Source organism: Aeromonas dhakensis, assembly GCF_000820305.1.
Lineage (GTDB): Bacteria > Pseudomonadota > Gammaproteobacteria > Enterobacterales > Aeromonadaceae > Aeromonas > Aeromonas dhakensis.
Genome location: NZ_CDBH01000055.1, coordinates 1 through 16,212, shown reverse-complemented (window position 1 = coordinate 16,212; position 16,212 = coordinate 1). Strand labels below are relative to the sequence as shown.

Genomic DNA, 16,212 nt, shown 5'->3' with positions numbered 1-16,212 from the left:
GTCGATGGGGCGCATTATAGAGAGATTGATCACGCTGGCAAGGGGTCGAATGCAATAAAATTGCAAAAAAGCGCACTTTTTTAGTTATTCATATCCAAGCACAGCTTTTATACAAACTTATCCACAGATGGCGAGTAAAACAGGGGATCCGAGTCCTCTTCTCCCCCTCTTTTCTGACCTTCAACCCGAGCCAGCGCTCGCTTTGGCTTCCTATATAGCCATAACATCAGCCAACCCTGCTTCTTTTACCCAAAGCGAGATCAGCTCGGCAGCCGGCCAGTCACGGCAACCGGAAACATTCTGGCCAGCCCAGAGCGGCGAGCACCCTGCATCCCCCCGCAGTTCGGCCGCACTGCGCAGTGGGGCCAGGGCGCCACTGGCATGAGGAAAGGCAGGCACGGCTTCGGACAGCGGGCCCAACTCTCGCATCAGGCGATTGACGATGCCGCGGGCTGGGCGACCGCTGAACAGGTTGGTCAGCGCCGTGTGTCGCCCTGCCGGCGAGTGCAGCGCCGCCCGATGCAGGGTTGAGGTGGTGGCTTCATGACAACAGAGAAAGGCGGTGCCCATCTGCACGGCGCTGGCCCCCAGCGCCAGTGCGGCGCGAATGCCGACACCATCGACAATGCCGCCGGCGGCGATGACCGGCAGCCTCACCGCCTCTACTATCTGTGGCAACAGGGTAAAGGTGCCCTGCTGCAGGCTGAGATCGTCCTCGAGGAAATGGCCGCGATGGCCGCCGGCCTCCAGCCCCTGGGCGATGATGGCATCGGCGCCATGGTCGGCAAGCCAGCAGGCTTCTGCGACCGTGGTGGCGCTGGCCAATATCTTGGCCCCGCTGGCTTTCACCCTAACCAGCAACTCGGGCTCGGGCAGCCCGAAGTGGAAACTGACCACGGCCGGTTTGAACTCGGCCACCATGGCGGCATGCTCGACATTGAACGGAGCCCGGCTGGGAGCTACCGTGCCGGCAGCATCACGCACGCCGTATTCGTCATAGTAGGGCGCCAGCCGCTGCAGCCAGCGCACCTGGGCGGCGGGATCCGGCGCTTCCTGCCGATGGCAGAAGAAGTTGATGTTGAACGGCCCACCGCTCGCCGCCAGCCGGCTCAGCTCTTCGCGTAAGGTAGCGAGGCTCTGCATGGCCGCGGGCAATGAGCCCAGAGCGCCGGCCCGGGTCACGGCCAGGGCCAGCGCACTGTCCTGCACACCGGCCATGGGGGCCTGAATGATGGGATAGCGCAACCCCAGTTCGGCAAACAGCGTCATGATGTCGCCTCTTGCCGCTCGGGAGTGACGCCGCCGACCTGGCTGCGCGCCAGCGCGATGGCCCCATCGATGGCCGCGCGGGCCTGCGGACTGTTCTGCCAGCAGGTCGACCCCAGCATGCTGGCCACCAGCTGCACGATATGGCCGGTGTCGGCCGCGGCCAATTGCACCAGATTGTGGTAACCAAGCTGTTCAAGCCGCCCGATGACGGTGGGCCCCACCCCTTTCACGCCGAGCAGCAGCGCCCGCTCCTCGCCCGAAAATCCTTGCTTGCTCTTCATTGATAAGACTCCTTTCCCATACCCTCATTGCACATCAGGCCCGCGAGGGGCCTGATGAAGACAAGTGGTCAACGTACGCTGCGCAGCAGGAAGTCCGGCTGACCGCAGGAGCGCAACTCGCGCTTTTGCATCTCGTCGGAACAGGTGACGGCATCGGTCCCCTCCTTGTTGAGGCAGATATAGACCTCCCGCAGGAAGCGGCCACCGTCGGCGCAGGCCACCGTGATGTTGTCAGGTGCCAGCCAGTCGTTGGCACTGGCCAGATCCGCCTTGAGCTGGAAGCGGCTCTTGCGCAGCGGCTCGGCGGGAGACTGATAGGCGGCCGGGATCTTCACTTTCTGGCGCAGGTCGCTGGCCAGCTGATGAAAATCGCGCTGGCTCAGGCCGGAGCAGGTGCCGTGCTTCTCCCACTCATGGCGATAGAGAAAGCGGCTGGGATAGAGGCCGGCAAACTCCTGCTCCATCGCCGGATCCAGCCGCTCGCGGGTACAACTGCTCGGGTAGCCGCGCTGGTACTGGGGCCAGAGCCCGTGCAGCACGAATCCCAGCTGACGGGAACATTGGTCCCGGTCGGCCGGCTTGATGGCGCAGTGCTCCGGTGACCAGGAGAGCGCCATGGCGTAATAATCAAACTCGCCGGCCTCCCCTTTGGCCTGAACGGCAGAGGAGAACCAGGGGGCCAGCAGCATGCCGAGCAGCACAACAATCTTCTTCATCTTGGATATCCAGGGTTATGCAAATAGTGTCGAGCGGGCCGTTTCGCCCTCGGGAACGGCCATGCTCCCATATTTTGCCCAAAGGGAACACCCTGCCGAGGCGCCGGCCAATGTCGGGGTCAGACCAGTAAAGGGTTTCCCCTCCCGGCACCGAGGCGTAAGCTGACTCTCCGGCGGGCCCGCACGTCCGGCCTGTTTCCCGTCCGCTTTCCTCTTCAACAGGATGTAACATGATCCGCAAGAATCCCTCCGGCCATCTGCCGGTCATCGACGAGTCAGCCTATATCGACAAGACAGCCATCATCTGTGGCAAGGTGATCATCAAGGAGAACGTGTTTGTCGGCCCCTATGCGGTGATCCGCGCCGACGAGGTGGATGCCAGCGGCGACATGGAGCCCATCGTCATCGGCGCCAACTCCAACATTCAGGACGGGGTCGTCATCCACTCCAAGTCCGGCGCGGCGGTCACCATCGGCGAGTACACCTCCATCGCCCACCGCAGCATAGTCCACGGCCCGTGCGAAGTGGGTAACCGGGTGTTCATCGGCTTCAACAGCGTGCTGTTCAACTGCCACATCGGTGACGGCGCCGTGGTGCGCCACAACTCGGTGGTGGACGGCTGCGATCTGCCGCCCGAGTTCTATGTCCCCTCCACCACCCGCATCAACCAGCAGAGCGATCTGGACCATATCCCGCGGGTGTCGGTGGATGCCACCGAGTTCTCCGAGGACGTGGCCCACACCAACATCGATCTGGTCAAGGGGTACAAGGCGCTCTCCAACGAGTTCTGAGTCCCGCTGTTGCCAGGATCCACAACGGGCGCCCAGGCGCCCGTTGTCATGACTGTAAAGAGGGTGAAAAGGGAGCGTAAAAGCCGTTGAGATAGCGGCTCGCCTGGCGTTTGATGGGCCATCTTCCCTGGATGGAGTCATCCCATGTCACGTTACACCCTCGCACTTACCCTGCTGCTTGCCAGCCTGTCGGCCCAGGCCTGCGAGCTGCCAGCCCCGCCAGCCGGTCGTCCCGACGCGCGCCCGCCGGCGTTGCCCGCTCCCCTCTATCACGCCAGCAAGCTGGGCCAGGATCCCCAGGCCACCGCCCAGGCGCTGTTCAAGAACATTCCGCCGGCCGAAGCCGACAAACGCTATGAGGTGGTGGTAAGCGTGCGCGAGCTACCGCCCCAGCCCATCCGGCTCCAACCCGCCGCCGCCCCGCTCAAGGGGCAGTAAGGCCCACCGCTGGACCGGTCATGAAAAGGGCGCCGCAGCGCCCTTGTCGAGATCATTGCCTCGGGTTCCTCTAACGAGCCCGCACGCAGGCGACGCCGTGAGCCTCTTGCGGCAGATCCGTGATGAGCTCGCCGCTGCCCGGATCGAGCAGAGGGGCCTCCCCGTCGTCGTTGGGGGCATCGCTACTCCAGAGCCGGCTGTAGAGCGGCCAGCCCTGCTCCGTCAGCAGCTTCATCTCCTCACCGACCTGATGATAGGCGGCAAACAGCGCCGTCAGCTCCCTGGCCGCCGGCAGGCGCCAATCATCGTGGCCACGCGCCACCAGTTGCTGGCAGTAGTCGCGAGCCCGCTCCTGGCTCATCACCACATAGTCGTGGGGGAAGGGGTTGTAATCCCCATCTTCATCCCTGGCGCTGCCGTCGTAGGCCAGCGTCAGCCGGTCTGCTTCCACGCGAGTCAAGGGGCAGACGAAGATCAGCTCGCCCGCCGCCAGCTCGGGATGACGGCAACCCAGGCTGAAATCGGGCTGGGCATCCACCACCTGCACCACCAGTTCCAGCATCCGCTCGCCCGTGCTCACCTGCACCCGGGCCGGCCCCACCGCCAGAGCGCGCAGCACTCCATCGCCGTCGATGCTGACCCGCTCCGGCGCCATGCTGCGCCACTGCAAAGAGCCCTGCGACGGATTGCGCGTGCCATCGCTGAGCCGCAGTTCGGCCTGCAGAGCCAGCGCCTGGCCCACTTCCAGCCGGGGGGCTGCCGGCGTCACCTGCAGATCGATCACGATGGCAGACACCGGCGCCTCGTCAGCTACCCCGCTCAATCCGAGCTCGGCGACCGTGGCCGAAGTGCGCCTCGGCTCGGCAGACACGCTACGCAGGAACTCACCGATGGCATCCAGCTCGTCGTTGGAGAGACCGAGCGCATGCAGGTGATCGGAGGCTTGCGGGAAGAAGGGATCGTACTGCGCCACCCCGGTCGGGAAGCCCACCCCGCTGCTCCACTTGGTCACCCCGAAGTTGTACATGGCCACCACCCCCTGCACGGAACTGCCGATGCGCTGCGCCAGGATGGGGAAGACCCCGTTGTGCATATAAGGTGCGGTAAATGCCACATCCCGCAGGCTGGGGGTCTTGAAGCGCCCCATGTCTGCCTTTTGGCGGGTGTGCAGGAAACGGCCACGATCTTCCAGATTGCGGCCATAGTAGGCCAGCCCCACGCTCTCGAACCGGTACTGGCTCAGCAGCGGCCCGGAGTGGCAGTTCATGCAGCGGCCATCGGTGCGATAGAGGTGCATCCCCCACAGCGCCTTGTCGCTTAGGGCCTGCCCGTCGCCTTTGACGAAGCGCTCGAAGTCGCTGTCGCGGCTGATGATGGTGCGCTCAAAGGTGGCGATCGCCTTGGCAATCCGCTCCAGGCTGATCCCCTCATCACCGAACGCCGTGGCAAAGGCCGCCGGATAGTCGCGGCTGGCTTGCAGACGCGCCAGCAGTTCGTCGTGATCCAGCGCCATCTCTACCGGGTTCTGGATGGGGTGCAAGGACTGTTCCTCCAGCGAGGCGACCCGGCCATCCCAGAACTGGCTGCTGCTGAAGGCACTGTTGAGGATGGAGGGGGCGTTGCGGGTCCCCTTCTGCCCCTGGTGGCCCACCGAGACGCTCAGCCCGTCGCTCCACCCCTTTTGCGGATCGTGGCAGCTGGCACAGCTGATGTCTTGCGCCCGGGAGAGCCGCTTGTCGAAGAACAGTTGCTGACCCAGCACCACCTTGGCCCGGCTGTAAGGGTTGTCAGCCGGGAAGGGTACCGCCGGCAGCGGCCCCAGCTCCTGCCACTCGACCCCCTCATCAACCCTGGCCACCGGCCATTGGGCGGCAGGGCCGGCATACTGGGCGCGCAGGGCGGCCATGTCGGGCATGCTGTCGTCACGGATGACCGAAGGGCGTACCGGATAGGGCGCCAGCGCATACCAGAGCACGCTGCCCTCCCCCTCCTCGAGCCAGCTGCCCGTGGCGGGCTGGTAAAGAGCGGGGCGGCCGGCGCCGTCCTGCAGCCAGATCCGGGTTGGCACAGCCAGGGCAAAGGTGTGGGGGTAGCGCCAACTCTGCTTGTCCGCCGCCAGCAGCCGTTCGAATTCGGCCAGGCCAGGCAGCCGCCAGTCACTGCGTCCGCAGCCGGTCGGCACCACCCCCAGCCCGGCACGGCTGGCCTGCGGCAATGCACTGCTGCCGCTGGCGTGCAGCCAATACTGGCTGCCCTTGACCCCGGCAGTGCTGCGCACATCGTGCAGGCAACGCCAGTCAGTGCCGCTCGTCAGCCGACCCTGCTCATCAAGGCGCAGCAGCTCGGCTGTCTCCGGCTCGTCGGGCTGACTGGGTTGGGCGGGATAGAGCAGCCGCCTCGCCGACTCGATGGGAGCGCTGTTGCTGCGCCGATACCAGCTGCGTTCCCCCTGATCGGCACGCAGGGCCAGCAGCATCTGCCAGCTGTCCGGATAGTTGAGCTCGGCCCCCGGCTGGCGCTGGGCCAGCAACAGGGTTGCATAGTCCTGAATGAGCGGCTGCTGTTGCAGACGGATCTGTGCCAGTTGCCCCCACTCGCTCTGATCGAGGGTGCCGTCCCCATTGCGGTCGGCCAGCAGGAACAGCGCCGTCTCCTCTTCATCCAGTCGCAAGGAAGGGGCGTCAGCGCGCCGGGCCGACAGTGTCGTGGCACCGAGATCGGCCACCCGGGCCGTTGCGGCGCGCAGAATATAGCTGCCGTCGCTCCCCACCAGCTCCAGCGGCTGATCCAGCAGCAAACCGGCCGGCAGCGTCATGACCAAGGAGCTATCCTGCCCCAGCTCCCCACTTACCACGATACCGGTAGCGGCCTGGCGCAGCAGCAGGGTGGCCCCCAGCCCCAGACGGGTCGTCACATCGAGCCGCACGGTCAACTCGCTGCGGGTATGGGTCGGTACCGGTTCAATCGGTGGATCTATGGGTGGCGTCACCACCGGAGGTTCTACCGGCGGCTCTACCACGGGCGGCGTCACCGCCGGCACAGAGGGAACGGGCGCCTGGCTATGGTTGTCATTGCAGGCGGTCAGGATCAGCAGGCTGACCAGTAAGAGGCTGGTTTTCATCGGGCAAAGGGTGAGTGGTCTGAGGAGTCGGCGATTATCCAGTCAAATGACAATCATTATCAATATCACCTTGCAAATATGTGTTTTGACAACAACCATCCTGCCTCGGGCACCATGACAAGAGGGCAGGCATCCGTCGATGCCTGCCCTCTTTATCTCCGTGTACCGGTCACCCGGCAACTTCAGCTCGCAATCAGGAGCACTTCTTCAGGCTGATATGCCAGTTGGCGCCGGATTGCACCTGATGTTGGGCGGCGAAGCTGTCCATGTTCAGCGCTACCGACACCTGCAGCAGGCTGTTGAGGTAGACCAGCGGCTGGCCTTCCGGCACATCGCCAAAGCTGCTGACATAGGGGGCCTTGCCCTCGTATTTCAGCGCATCCCCTTCGCTGATCTTGATGCAGGCGTTGTCGCCCTTGTTGATCCCCGCCTTGGTCAGCAGGCTGTCGTCGATGTTGGTCCAGACGTTGCCGTACTGAACGTCCAGGATCGGAATGGTGCCCTTGAGGGTGCCATCCTGCTCGGCCACTGCCGGCTGATAAGGGATCTTCACCACCTCGGCCGGCAGCTTGGGCCCTACTTGCTCATAGCTGATGGCACCGGAGGCGAGCCGGGCGCCGGTGTAGGCGTAGACGTCGCGGCCGTGGAAGGTGTAGGACTTCTCGGAGCCCTTGAGGCGGTTGGTCTTCTCGTCGATCTGGCGCACGGTATCGATGCCGAAATGCTCCGCCACCAGGGTCAGGGTGCCGTTGTCCGGACTGACGATGTAGTGGCCGCTCTTGGTCTTGAGCACCACCGACTTGCGATCGGTGCCGACCCCCGGATCCACCACGCTGACGAACACAGTCCCCTTGGGCCAGTACTGCAGGGTCTGATAGAGACGGTAGGAGGCTTCCCAGATGTTGTAGGCCGGGATCTCGTGGGTCAGGTCATAGAGTGGCAGGGTGCGATCCACCCCGAAGGCGACCCCCTTCATGGCCGAAACGGCACCATCCTTGAGACCGAAGTCGGTCTGGATCACCAGTGCCTCGTTGGCGGTGGCAAGGCTGCTGGCCAGCAACAGGGCGAGCGCAAGCGCACGGGGGGCGGTACGAATATCCATATCTAAGCTCCTGAAGGTAACGACAAGACAACCATCTAGACATCCAGAATGCCATTAGTTCCATATATTGCAAGCCGTATTCCCCGGATGGGGGGCGCCGAAAGCCCTCGCCAGCAGGTCGCGGCGGGTGTATGGATAGGGCAGAGTCGCGACCGCTACAAGGAGACCCCATGACCCGCAACCAGACCGCCATCCTGCTCAGCCTGGGGGAGCACAGCAGCCAGCTGCAGCTGACCCGGGCCGACGGCACCCGCTTTACCCGCACCTTGGGCTTCGGCCTCGAGGCCATGACGCCGGGCCCGTTTCGCCGGGATCCACCGAGCGCGCTGGAGCTGGAGCAGGCCATCATGGTGGTGGAGGACGTGCTGATGCCGCTGGCCGCCGAGGTGCCGCCCCATGAAGTGGTGACCCTGCAGGCGCCGCTACCGCTGGCCGAGGCGCTCGGCAGTCGTGAACTGAGCCGGGAGAGCCTGGAGCAGCTGTTCGGCCAGTTTGCCGCCATGGTGGAGGGTGACCCGCTGGCCGCAGCCAACTTGCCCAAGACCCGGCACTTTGCCGCTGCCCTGTTGATCCTGCGCGAATGGATGCACCATTTGTCGGCCGAGCGGGTGGTGCTGGCCGACTGAGTCACGCTAGCCGGCAGCCGGCTCGAAGCGGGTGCGCCAGGCCGCCCAGGCCAGCCCTAGGCTGATCAGCACGCTGCCGATGGTGAGCAGATCCACCGCCGCCTGCACGCCGGCCCCGTCGCTGACCCAGCCCAGCAGCACAGGCACCCAGTTCGCCACATAGGCGATCACGTAAAAGAGCGACACCAGCCGGGCGTGGCTGGCAGCCGGCGCGATGCGGTTGACCAGGGTCGCACTGCCGACGAACACCGCGCCCTGGGCATAACCGGCCACCAGCAAGCCGAGCACCGCCAGCCACCACGACTGGGCATGCACGGCGCCGGCAAACAGCAGCATGCAGAGCGCCAGCGCCAGAGCGCCGCTTTGCAGGGTATGGCGGGCATCGAGCCGACGGGCCCAGAGCTGACAGAGGCCGGAGAGCACCATGTAGGCCGCAATGAGATAGCCGAACAGGCCGAGATCCCGCAGCCCCAACAGCTGACTCGCCACCTTGGGGCCGATGGCCAGCAGGCTGGCCGCCACCGCCCAGGCGGTAAACAGCGCCAGTGCACAGATGAAGAAAGCCGCCCCGGTGGCCTTGAGCCCCTCCCCCAGCGATCCCCTGCCCTGCTGGGTTGCCGCAGCAGGCGCCCCTTGCGCGCTGGCGGGCCAGCTCAATGCCACCCCCGCCATGGCGCAGGCCGCCAGCCCCATGATGAGCAGGAAGGGCAGTTGGGTCGGATAGCACTCCAGCTGCAGCGCCAACCCGCTGAACACCGGGCCGAGTGCCAGCCCGGCGGTGAAGGAGAGGGTCGCGCTGAGGGCCGCCCGCTTGCCGCCATCGCGCGGGCCGAAGCGCAGCAGAGCCACGTTGGCGGCGCCGGTCAGGGCGCCGGTGCCGATCCCGGCCAGCACCCGCGCCAGCAATAGCGACCAGAAGGAGTCCGCGAGAGCAAACAGCAGGGCGCCCCCCAGTACCGCCAGCAGGGCCGGCAGGATCATGGCGCGCAGATCACTCACCCTGCCCGCCAGATTGCCCACCCCGAACAGGGAGATCAGCACCCCGCCCGCATAGCCGCCATAGATGAGGGTTAGGCTCACATCGCTCAGGGCCAGCGCCTGCTGATAGTGGGGATAGAGGGGGGTGGGCACGCTGCTGTTGAGCAGCGCCGACATCAGCGCCAGCGGCAGAAACAGCAGGATGGCGCGATGGGAGGTAGCCGCCGCAGAGGGGGCGGCGGCACAGAGAGATGATGACATGCAAGGCTCCGATGAGGGCGGGCAAGACCGCTGACGAGAGACGCCATGATAGCGCCCGCCGCCGCCCCTCGACAGCGACACAAATGCATCAGCCTGCTTCAATAATGCATGTCAGTGGCATCTATCTGCATGTCGACAAGGGCACTCTCGCCTTGTGCTCCCGCCGGCGCTGGCTTCTAATGAGCAAGCTCCAACAGGGGCTGACAAACGGGAGGCTCGATGATCAACTGGGACGACGCGCGGTTTTTTCTGGCACTGGCACGGCAGGGCACCCTGCGCGGCGCCGCCGGCGTACTGGGGGTCGATCAGGCCACCGTGGGGCGCCGCATCACGGCGTTGGAGCAGAACCTCGGCTCCAAACTCTTTATCCGCACCCCCAAGCTCTATGATCTCAGCCCCCTCGGCGAGGCCATGCTGGCGGATGCCAGCGCCATGGAGCAGGCCATCAAGGCCATCGAACGCAAGGCGAGCGCCGGCGATCAGAGCCTGTGTGGCGAGGTGCGCATCGCCACCACCGACACCCTGGCCCAGGCCTTCGTTTTGCCCGCCCTCACCCTGCTGCGCGAGCGCCATCCCGGCATCCGACTCAGCCTGCAGACCGCGGTCAGCGTCAGCGACATCGCCTACCGGGAGGCCGATCTCGCCATCCGCGGGCTGCGCCCGGACAACGACGAGCTGGTGATCAAGCGCCTCACCACCATAGAGATGGGGCTCTATGCCTCTCGCGACTATCTGGCCCGCCACGGCACGCCCAAGAGCGGCCACGCCCTCAGCCAGCACGCCCTGCTGCTGTTTGCCAGGGAGCTGGTCTCCCGCCACTGGCACAGCCTGTGCGGGGAGCCGCTGCACGAGCCCAACGTGGTGCTGCAGTGCAACGCCCAGCTGCTGTTGCTGGCGGCGGCTCGCCAGGGGCTCGGCATCGCCCTGCTCTCCACCTTTCTGGCGGACAAGGAGCCGGAACTGGTGCGCGTGCTGCCCACCCTGTGCGATCCGGTCGACATCTGGCTGGTGCTCCACCCCGACCTGCAAAAAGCCAGCCGGGTGCGCGCCGTGGTGGACGCACTGGAAGAGGTGTTTCACTGCCGCTGAGCCGGCTGCGCCTTCTGCCCGCGGCCCCGCATCTGTTACCATGCCGGCCATCAAGACTGTTTCCAGCGCGGCGTGGCCGCGCCCATCCCGACGGGTACCCTTATGTCCATTGCCTCCTTCGCCGATCTGGCGCTCTCCCCCCGCCTGCAGCAGACCCTGACCGAGCTTGGCTACATCGCGCCGACCCCGGTGCAGGCCAGCGCCATCCCGGTCATTCTGGCGGGGCGCGATCTGATGGCGGGTGCCCAGACCGGCACCGGCAAGACCGCCGCCTTCGTACTGCCGCTGCTGGAGCAGTTGCTGCAACACCCGGCGAGCGATGCCCGCCCCATCCGCGCCCTGGTGCTGGTGCCGACCCGCGAGCTGGCGGTGCAGGTACATGAGAGCGTCACGCGCTACGCCAAGGGTACCGATCTCACCAGCACGCTGGTCTACGGCGGGGTGAGCATAGCCGCACAGGTGGAGGCGTTGAGAGCCGGGGTGGATATCCTGATCGCCACCCCGGGCCGGCTGCTCGATCACCTGCGGCAGGGGGCTTTAAGTCTGGCGGCGCTGCGCCATCTGGTGTTTGACGAGGCGGACCGCATGCTCGACATGGGCTTTATGGACGAGATCAAGGCGCTGCTCAAACAGATCCCGGCGGATCGCCAGACCCTGCTCTTTTCGGCCACCTGCGACGACAATCTGTTTGCCTTGAGCAAAGTGCTGCTGCGCGACCCGGCACTGATTGAAGTGGCACCGCGCAACACCACGGCAGCCGAGGTGGAGCAGCGGGTCTATACGGTGGACAGCGATCGCAAGCTGGCGCTGGTCGAACACATGCTCACAGTGAAGGGCTGGGCGCCGGCCCTGATCTTCAGCCGCACCCGGCAGGGGGCCGACAAGCTGGCCCAGCAGCTCGGCAAGGCCGGCATCAATGCTCTGGCCTTCCACGGTGACCTGTCACAAGGGGCGCGGGAGAAGGTGCTGCTGGAGTTTCGCGCCGGCACCCTGCAGGCGCTGGTTGCCACCGACGTGGCGGCCCGCGGCCTCGACATCACGGATCTCAACTACGTGATCAATATGGAATTCCCGTTTGTGGCGGAGGATTACGTGCACCGCATCGGTCGCACCGGTCGCGCCGGCAACAAGGGGCTCGCCATCACCTTGTTCAGCCCGGAAGATGCGCCGCTGCTAGAGAAGGTGGAGGCGGTGCTCGACACCCGCCTGCCCCAGCAGTGGTTCCCGGGCTTTGAACCGGATCTGACCCGCTTCGAGCCCGAACCGCGCCGCAGCAGCAAGGCAGCCCAGAAGCAGCGCGCCAGAAAGCAGGCGCTTGCAGGCAACAAGAGCAAGGCCCGCCGCTGATCCGGTGAGGGAGCCCAGGCTCCCTCCGCACGGCCACATGGCCTACTCATTTACACCGTTTTTGGCCCTGTGAGCGGGTCCATGACGGGCATACAGTGCCTCATCACCCCAGCATGGACACCAGATGTGGCACACACTCTCCACCCCCTCGACGACGAAGCGGCCTTTGCCGCCAGCTTCGCCCTGATGCAGCAGCTGCGCCCCCACCTCAGCTGCCCGGAGCGCTATGTGGCGCAGCTCACCAGGCAGACGCAACAAGGCTATCGCCTGCTGGCCGCGCGGGACGCCGAACGCATCGTCGGCCTGGCCGGCTATCGCCTGCAGGAGAACCTCATCTACGGGCGCTTTATCTATATCGACGATCTCGTCGTCAGTCCCGACCTGCAGCGCAGCGGCCTGGGGGCGCAGCTCCTGGACGCCGTGCGCGCCGAAGCCCTGCGGCTGGGGTGCGATCACCTGGTGCTCGATACCGGCCTGCACAATGCGCTGGCCCAGCGCTTCTACTTTCGCTGCGGGTTGCTCTCCCGCGGGATGCACTTTTGCGAGGATCTGCGCCCATGAACCAGGTACTGCTGATCAACGCCAGCGCCCAGGGGGCTGCCTCTCACGCCAACCGGTTGGCGCTGGATCTGGTGGCCTGTCTGCGGCAAGCGCACCCGGCCCTCGCTCTGGTCGAACGCCCTGTTGGCACTGACCCCCTGCCGGCGCTGAGCCAGGCCTATGTACAGGCGCTGACCACGGCCACCCCCTTTGACGCCCCCGAGCTGGCCCTCTCCGAGACGCTGATCCGGGAGCTGGAGCAGAGCGATGCCCTGCTCATCGCCACCCCGCTGCACAACTTCACCCTGCCGGCCGCCCTCAAGCTGTGGATTGACTATGTGCTGCGCATCCATCGCACCTTCCAGTCGAGTGCCGAGGGCAAGCTGGGGCTGCTGGCCGACCGCCCCGTCTACGTCCTGGTGGGATCTGGCGGCTTTCATCAGGGCCCGCGAGCCGGGCAACCCGATTTCCTGACCCCCTACCTGCGCCACGCGCTCAACACCCTGGGGCTGTTCAACATCCATTTCTTCTATCTGCAGGGACTGGTGTTCGGTGACGAGGCTGTGCGCCAGACCATCGACACCAACCGCGCGCTGCTGGCGCAGCAGCCCCTGTTTAGCCGGCTTGCCGATCCACACCACCTTGGAGTACTGCCATGACCCAACCAAGACTTCCCTTTTCCACCCTGTCAGCCGAGGCCTATCAAGGGCTGCGCGCCACCAGCGACGCCCTGGCCTCAGGCCCCCTCGGTGCCCCCTTGCTGGAGCTGGTCTATCTGCGCATCTCGCAGATCAACGGCTGCGCCTTCTGCCTAGGGATGCACGCCAAGGCGCTGCGCGAGTGCGAGGTGTCGCAGCAAAAACTCGATTGTCTGGCGGGATGGCGGGTCAGCAGCCTGTTCAGCGAACGCGAGCGCGCCGCCCTGGCCTGGGCCGAGACGCTCACTTATGTCCATGAGGTAGGCGCACCGGACGAGCGCTACGCACCGCTCAAGTCCCATTTTTCCGATCGCGAGATCTCGGACCTGACCCTGGCGGCCGCCCTGATGAATGCCTTCAACCGGCTGGCCGTTGGCATGCTGCTGTAACCCGCAGACGGCGCTTAGCCTGTATTCGCGACCCAATAAAAAACGCCCAAGCGGGCGTTTTTTATTGGCTGGCCGGCGGCTACCCGTGGCTGGCCAGCACGGGCGGCAGGGCCCGCAGGATGCGCTGCTCGGCCAGGGTGGAGAGCACGAACATCACCAGATAACCGAGGCCCAGCGCCACGATAATGGCCACCACGTTGGTGGTGAAGCGGGCCACCAGGTAGTAGGCCGCCACCAGCGCCACTATACCCACCGCGCGGATCAGCAGGCTCTGGGTGAAGTGGCCGTGGGCCTTGATATAGGCGAGCTGGTAGCCATTGAGCATCATGAAGATGAAGAAGAGGGAGAAGTGCAGCAGCACCGGCACGGCCCCCAGGTAGTCGGCCGGGAACAGCAGCGACACCAGCGGCTTGCCCGCCAGCAGCATCACCAGAAAGAACACCAGGCTGACGATGGCGCTGAGGCGGAAGATCCAGCGCCGGATCAGGCGGATCTGGCGGTGATCGCCGCTGCGCAGATTGACCGCCAGCTCAGGCAGCACGAAGCGGTAGATGGGGAAAACGAACAGGGTGGTCATGTAGGTGAAGATGGGGCGCACCACCACCTGAAAATCCCCCAGCTCGTCGAGGCTGAAGTGGCGAATGGTGAGCAGTACCGTGATGTAGATCATCAGGATGCTGGCCCCCGCCTCGAGGGATGCGGTAAAGCTCTTCTTCACATAGCTGCGCATCTCGGGGCCAAGCTCGACCCTGGCCAGCGGCCGGGTGGCGATGGCCCTACGCCGGTGCAGATACATGTAGCCGGCGATGCCGAGCGAGGAGAAGGTCAGCCCGTAGAAGAGCGAAGCAAGCGCATCAAGGCCAAGTGCGAAATAACAGGCCATAAACAGCAGACCATTGGCCAGCGGCTCCAGCCAGGTGACCCGGTTGGAGATCCCGTACATCCGATACATGGCCACCAGATTGGTGAAGTAGACCTTGAGCCCCAGCCCGAAGATGACCCCCACCAGTTGCAGATATTCGGCCCGGATATGGAGCCCGTGCTTGATGTAGGGGATCACCAGCCCCCAGGTGAGCAGCACCATGCCGATGAGGAAGTAGCGGAAGATATTGATGATGTCCCGATCATTTTTGGTCTGGGAGTAGCTCACCACCATGGAGGAGCGAAAGCCGGTCATCAGGATGAGGGACAGCGAGATCAAATCCACCACGCTGTTGAACAGCGCCAGATCCCCCTTGGCCACCCACTGCGCCAGCCACACCTTGAAGGCGAAGCCGATGATGATGCTGGCAAGGGACGCCCACATGCCGGTGATGAAAGCCTGCTTGAGGCGGCCAAGTGAATCGGGTTGTTCGTCTTGAATTGCGTGCATCACGAAAGGCCCGCTAACTGCGTGAAGAGAGGCCCATCTTATGAAAGGGGGCCGCCCTTGAACAGCCCGAAACAGGGGGCAAGGGCGTCCCCCTGCCAGCAACGCCCGGCCGGGCGCCTTCTTTAGTGCGTCCAGCGCGTCCTCCGGCTGCCGCCGCGCCGGCTTATGACTGGGGCGCGGCCTTGATCAGCGCCTCGTAGTGATCGATAAGCTCAGGGCCGTGCAGCGGCGAGTCGTGACCGCCCACCACCGTCTTGATTGGCAGCTTCATCGCTTTCAGCCGCTCAAGGGTCTGTGGATAGGCCTTCACATCGGCAAAGCTCAGGTTGCCCAGCTTCTCCTTGAGGATGCAGTTGCCATAGAGCACCTGCTCGTCGGGGAAGTAGACAAAGATGCCGTCCGGCGTGTGGGCCGGGCCCGCGTAGAAGGCGCGCAGCTTGCCCTCTTGCAGCGTGAAGTCGCCCTCGTGCACCACGTTGGGCAGCACCAGCGGCAAGTCCGGGTACTCCGGCAACCCCTTGCGGGTAAAGGCGACAATCTCGGCCCAGTCGCTCTTCATCAGATCCCGGGTCTGACGGGTCGATACCACCTTGGCTCCGATGGACTTCCAGTAGGCGTTACCGCCGGCACGGTCGGTGTGGTAGTTGGTGTTGATCACCTCCAGCACCGGCTTGCGGCTGACCCGTTTGATCAGCTTGTGCAGCTCGCGGGCGGTATCCGGCGTCCAGGTTGCCCCCACCACAGTCACCCCCCTGGCCCCGAAATAGACCATGGAGTTTTCCTGTATGTAGTAGTTGTCCTCGACAACGTAGACAGGGCCGCTCACCTGCGTCAGCGACATCCCCGCCGCCCGCACGCTGCCACCCCAGAAACTCGCCATCAGCACCAGGGCCCCGGCCAATCCGCACTTTATCCAACCTTTCATCATCTTGCTCCCTCGAACCAACCGCCCCCTCGCCACCCCTGTGGCAAGCCGGGCCCATTTATCAGTGGGCAGAAAATACGGGGGATTTGTGAAGGGAAAATGAGGTTGTGTGAAGTCTGGGTGAAGTCAGGTGGAAGTCAGAAAAATCAGGGGGGATCGGCAGCGAGCCACGACCAATATGGCGAGCGACGGTGCGGGAAGTGGGGAGAGGTAAAGGCTCAAAACGAAACGACAACACAGATAGCAGCCCCTCACCCTAGCCCTCTCCC

16 protein-coding genes are annotated in these 16,212 nt (G+C 64.8%); 8 read left to right on the top strand and 8 right to left on the bottom strand.

Translation table 11 applies throughout. From position 1 onward, the window contains the following. Positions 1–210 precede the first annotated feature (210 nt). From BN1143_RS15700 to BN1143_RS15690, 3 genes are all read right to left on the bottom strand, one after another. Complete coding sequence (locus BN1143_RS15700; protein WP_042051327.1) at positions 211–1,269, bottom strand: NAD(P)H-dependent flavin oxidoreductase; 1,059 nt, start codon at positions 1,267–1,269, stop codon at positions 211–213. Then, positions 1,266–1,550 carry a Pathogenicity locus gene (locus BN1143_RS15695; protein ID WP_042051325.1) on the bottom strand — a complete coding sequence of 95 codons (285 nt, stop codon included), beginning with the start codon at positions 1,548–1,550 and terminating at the stop codon, positions 1,266–1,268. The genes BN1143_RS15700 and BN1143_RS15695 overlap by 4 nt, the downstream gene beginning before the upstream one ends. Before the next feature lie 68 nt (positions 1,551–1,618). Next, positions 1,619–2,266, bottom strand: coding sequence for a ribonuclease T2 family protein (locus BN1143_RS15690; protein ID WP_017781081.1), 648 nt, complete (start codon positions 2,264–2,266; stop codon positions 1,619–1,621). A gap of 230 nt (positions 2,267–2,496) precedes the next feature. On the opposite strand from BN1143_RS15690, the gene BN1143_RS15685 reads away from it, so the two are divergent. Further along, a complete protein-coding gene (locus BN1143_RS15685) occupies positions 2,497–3,057 on the top strand; it encodes a gamma carbonic anhydrase family protein (RefSeq protein ID WP_042051321.1) in 561 nt (186 codons plus the stop codon). 144 nt (positions 3,058–3,201) lie between these two features. Further along, entirely contained in the window at positions 3,202–3,495 is a 294-nt protein-coding gene (locus BN1143_RS15680) for a hypothetical protein (RefSeq protein WP_042051319.1), read from the top strand. Between the two features lie 70 nt (positions 3,496–3,565). Here BN1143_RS15680 and BN1143_RS15675 read toward each other — a convergent pair whose 3' ends face one another. Together BN1143_RS15675 and BN1143_RS15670 are read right to left on the bottom strand one after the other, a co-directional pair. Beyond that, positions 3,566–6,616, bottom strand: a complete 3,051-nt coding sequence (locus BN1143_RS15675) for a cytochrome c peroxidase (protein WP_042051317.1) — start codon at positions 6,614–6,616, stop codon at positions 3,566–3,568. 193 nt (positions 6,617–6,809) lie between these two features. Then, positions 6,810–7,718 carry an SAM hydrolase/SAM-dependent halogenase family protein gene (locus BN1143_RS15670; RefSeq protein WP_042051314.1) on the bottom strand — a complete coding sequence of 303 codons (909 nt, stop codon included), beginning with the start codon at positions 7,716–7,718 and terminating at the stop codon, positions 6,810–6,812. A gap of 170 nt (positions 7,719–7,888) precedes the next feature. On the opposite strand from BN1143_RS15670, the gene BN1143_RS15665 reads away from it, so the two are divergent. Continuing rightward, positions 7,889–8,344 carry a hypothetical protein gene (locus BN1143_RS15665; protein ID WP_042051311.1) on the top strand — a complete coding sequence of 152 codons (456 nt, stop codon included), beginning with the start codon at positions 7,889–7,891 and terminating at the stop codon, positions 8,342–8,344. A gap of 6 nt (positions 8,345–8,350) precedes the next feature. On the opposite strand, the gene BN1143_RS15660 is transcribed toward BN1143_RS15665, so the two are convergent. Beyond that, positions 8,351–9,583 carry an MFS transporter gene (locus tag BN1143_RS15660; RefSeq protein WP_042051309.1) on the bottom strand — a complete coding sequence of 411 codons (1,233 nt, stop codon included), beginning with the start codon at positions 9,581–9,583 and terminating at the stop codon, positions 8,351–8,353. 219 nt (positions 9,584–9,802) lie between these two features. On the opposite strand from BN1143_RS15660, the gene BN1143_RS15655 reads away from it, so the two are divergent. From BN1143_RS15655 to BN1143_RS15635, 5 genes are all read left to right on the top strand, one after another. After that, entirely contained in the window at positions 9,803–10,672 is an 870-nt protein-coding gene (locus BN1143_RS15655; protein WP_017764057.1) for a LysR family transcriptional regulator, read from the top strand. Positions 10,673–10,774: 102 nt separating this feature from the next. Beyond that, on the top strand, positions 10,775–12,019 hold the full coding sequence (locus BN1143_RS15650) for a DEAD/DEAH box helicase (RefSeq protein WP_042051306.1): 1,245 nt from the start codon (positions 10,775–10,777) through the stop codon (positions 12,017–12,019). 126 nt (positions 12,020–12,145) lie between these two features. Further along, entirely contained in the window at positions 12,146–12,580 is a 435-nt protein-coding gene (locus BN1143_RS15645; protein WP_042051304.1) for a GNAT family N-acetyltransferase, read from the top strand. Next, positions 12,577–13,218, top strand: coding sequence for an FMN-dependent NADH-azoreductase (locus BN1143_RS15640; protein WP_017780216.1), 642 nt, complete (start codon positions 12,577–12,579; stop codon positions 13,216–13,218). Before BN1143_RS15645 ends, BN1143_RS15640 begins: the two co-directional genes overlap by 4 nt. Further along, entirely contained in the window at positions 13,215–13,646 is a 432-nt protein-coding gene (locus BN1143_RS15635) for a carboxymuconolactone decarboxylase family protein (protein ID WP_019839891.1), read from the top strand. The genes BN1143_RS15640 and BN1143_RS15635 overlap by 4 nt, the downstream gene beginning before the upstream one ends. A gap of 79 nt (positions 13,647–13,725) precedes the next feature. Here the strand turns inward: BN1143_RS15635 and BN1143_RS15630 are convergent, their stop codons facing one another. Together BN1143_RS15630 and cphA are read right to left on the bottom strand one after the other, a co-directional pair. Further along, on the bottom strand, positions 13,726–15,018 hold the full coding sequence (locus BN1143_RS15630; RefSeq protein ID WP_042051301.1) for a lipopolysaccharide biosynthesis protein: 1,293 nt from the start codon (positions 15,016–15,018) through the stop codon (positions 13,726–13,728). A 163-nt stretch (positions 15,019–15,181) separates the two neighbouring features. Further along, entirely contained in the window at positions 15,182–15,946 is a 765-nt protein-coding gene (gene cphA / locus BN1143_RS15625; RefSeq protein ID WP_082038583.1) for a CphA family subclass B2 metallo-beta-lactamase, read from the bottom strand. Between the last annotated feature and the right edge of the window lie 266 nt (positions 15,947–16,212).

What these genes read in the sequence shown, in the direction of transcription:
- BN1143_RS15700 (WP_042051327.1), bottom strand. Translation starts at nt 1,269, where the DNA reads ATGACGCTGTTTGCCGAACTGGGGTTGCGCTATCCCATCATTCAGGCC.
- BN1143_RS15695 (WP_042051325.1), bottom strand. Translation starts at nt 1,550, where the DNA reads ATGAAGAGCAAGCAAGGATTTTCGGGCGAGGAGCGGGCGCTGCTGCTC.
- BN1143_RS15690 (WP_017781081.1), bottom strand. Translation starts at nt 2,266, where the DNA reads ATGAAGAAGATTGTTGTGCTGCTCGGCATGCTGCTGGCCCCCTGGTTC.
- BN1143_RS15685 (WP_042051321.1), top strand. Translation starts at nt 2,497, where the DNA reads ATGATCCGCAAGAATCCCTCCGGCCATCTGCCGGTCATCGACGAGTCA.
- BN1143_RS15680 (WP_042051319.1), top strand. Translation starts at nt 3,202, where the DNA reads ATGTCACGTTACACCCTCGCACTTACCCTGCTGCTTGCCAGCCTGTCG.
- BN1143_RS15675 (WP_042051317.1), bottom strand. Translation starts at nt 6,616, where the DNA reads ATGAAAACCAGCCTCTTACTGGTCAGCCTGCTGATCCTGACCGCCTGC.
- BN1143_RS15670 (WP_042051314.1), bottom strand. Translation starts at nt 7,718, where the DNA reads ATGGATATTCGTACCGCCCCCCGTGCGCTTGCGCTCGCCCTGTTGCTG.
- BN1143_RS15665 (WP_042051311.1), top strand. Translation starts at nt 7,889, where the DNA reads ATGACCCGCAACCAGACCGCCATCCTGCTCAGCCTGGGGGAGCACAGC.
- BN1143_RS15660 (WP_042051309.1), bottom strand. Translation starts at nt 9,583, where the DNA reads ATGTCATCATCTCTCTGTGCCGCCGCCCCCTCTGCGGCGGCTACCTCC.
- BN1143_RS15655 (WP_017764057.1), top strand. Translation starts at nt 9,803, where the DNA reads ATGATCAACTGGGACGACGCGCGGTTTTTTCTGGCACTGGCACGGCAG.
- BN1143_RS15650 (WP_042051306.1), top strand. Translation starts at nt 10,775, where the DNA reads ATGTCCATTGCCTCCTTCGCCGATCTGGCGCTCTCCCCCCGCCTGCAG.
- BN1143_RS15640 (WP_017780216.1), top strand. Translation starts at nt 12,577, where the DNA reads ATGAACCAGGTACTGCTGATCAACGCCAGCGCCCAGGGGGCTGCCTCT.
- BN1143_RS15635 (WP_019839891.1), top strand. Translation starts at nt 13,215, where the DNA reads ATGACCCAACCAAGACTTCCCTTTTCCACCCTGTCAGCCGAGGCCTAT.
- BN1143_RS15630 (WP_042051301.1), bottom strand. Translation starts at nt 15,018, where the DNA reads ATGCACGCAATTCAAGACGAACAACCCGATTCACTTGGCCGCCTCAAG.
- cphA (WP_082038583.1), bottom strand. Translation starts at nt 15,946, where the DNA reads ATGATGAAAGGTTGGATAAAGTGCGGATTGGCCGGGGCCCTGGTGCTG.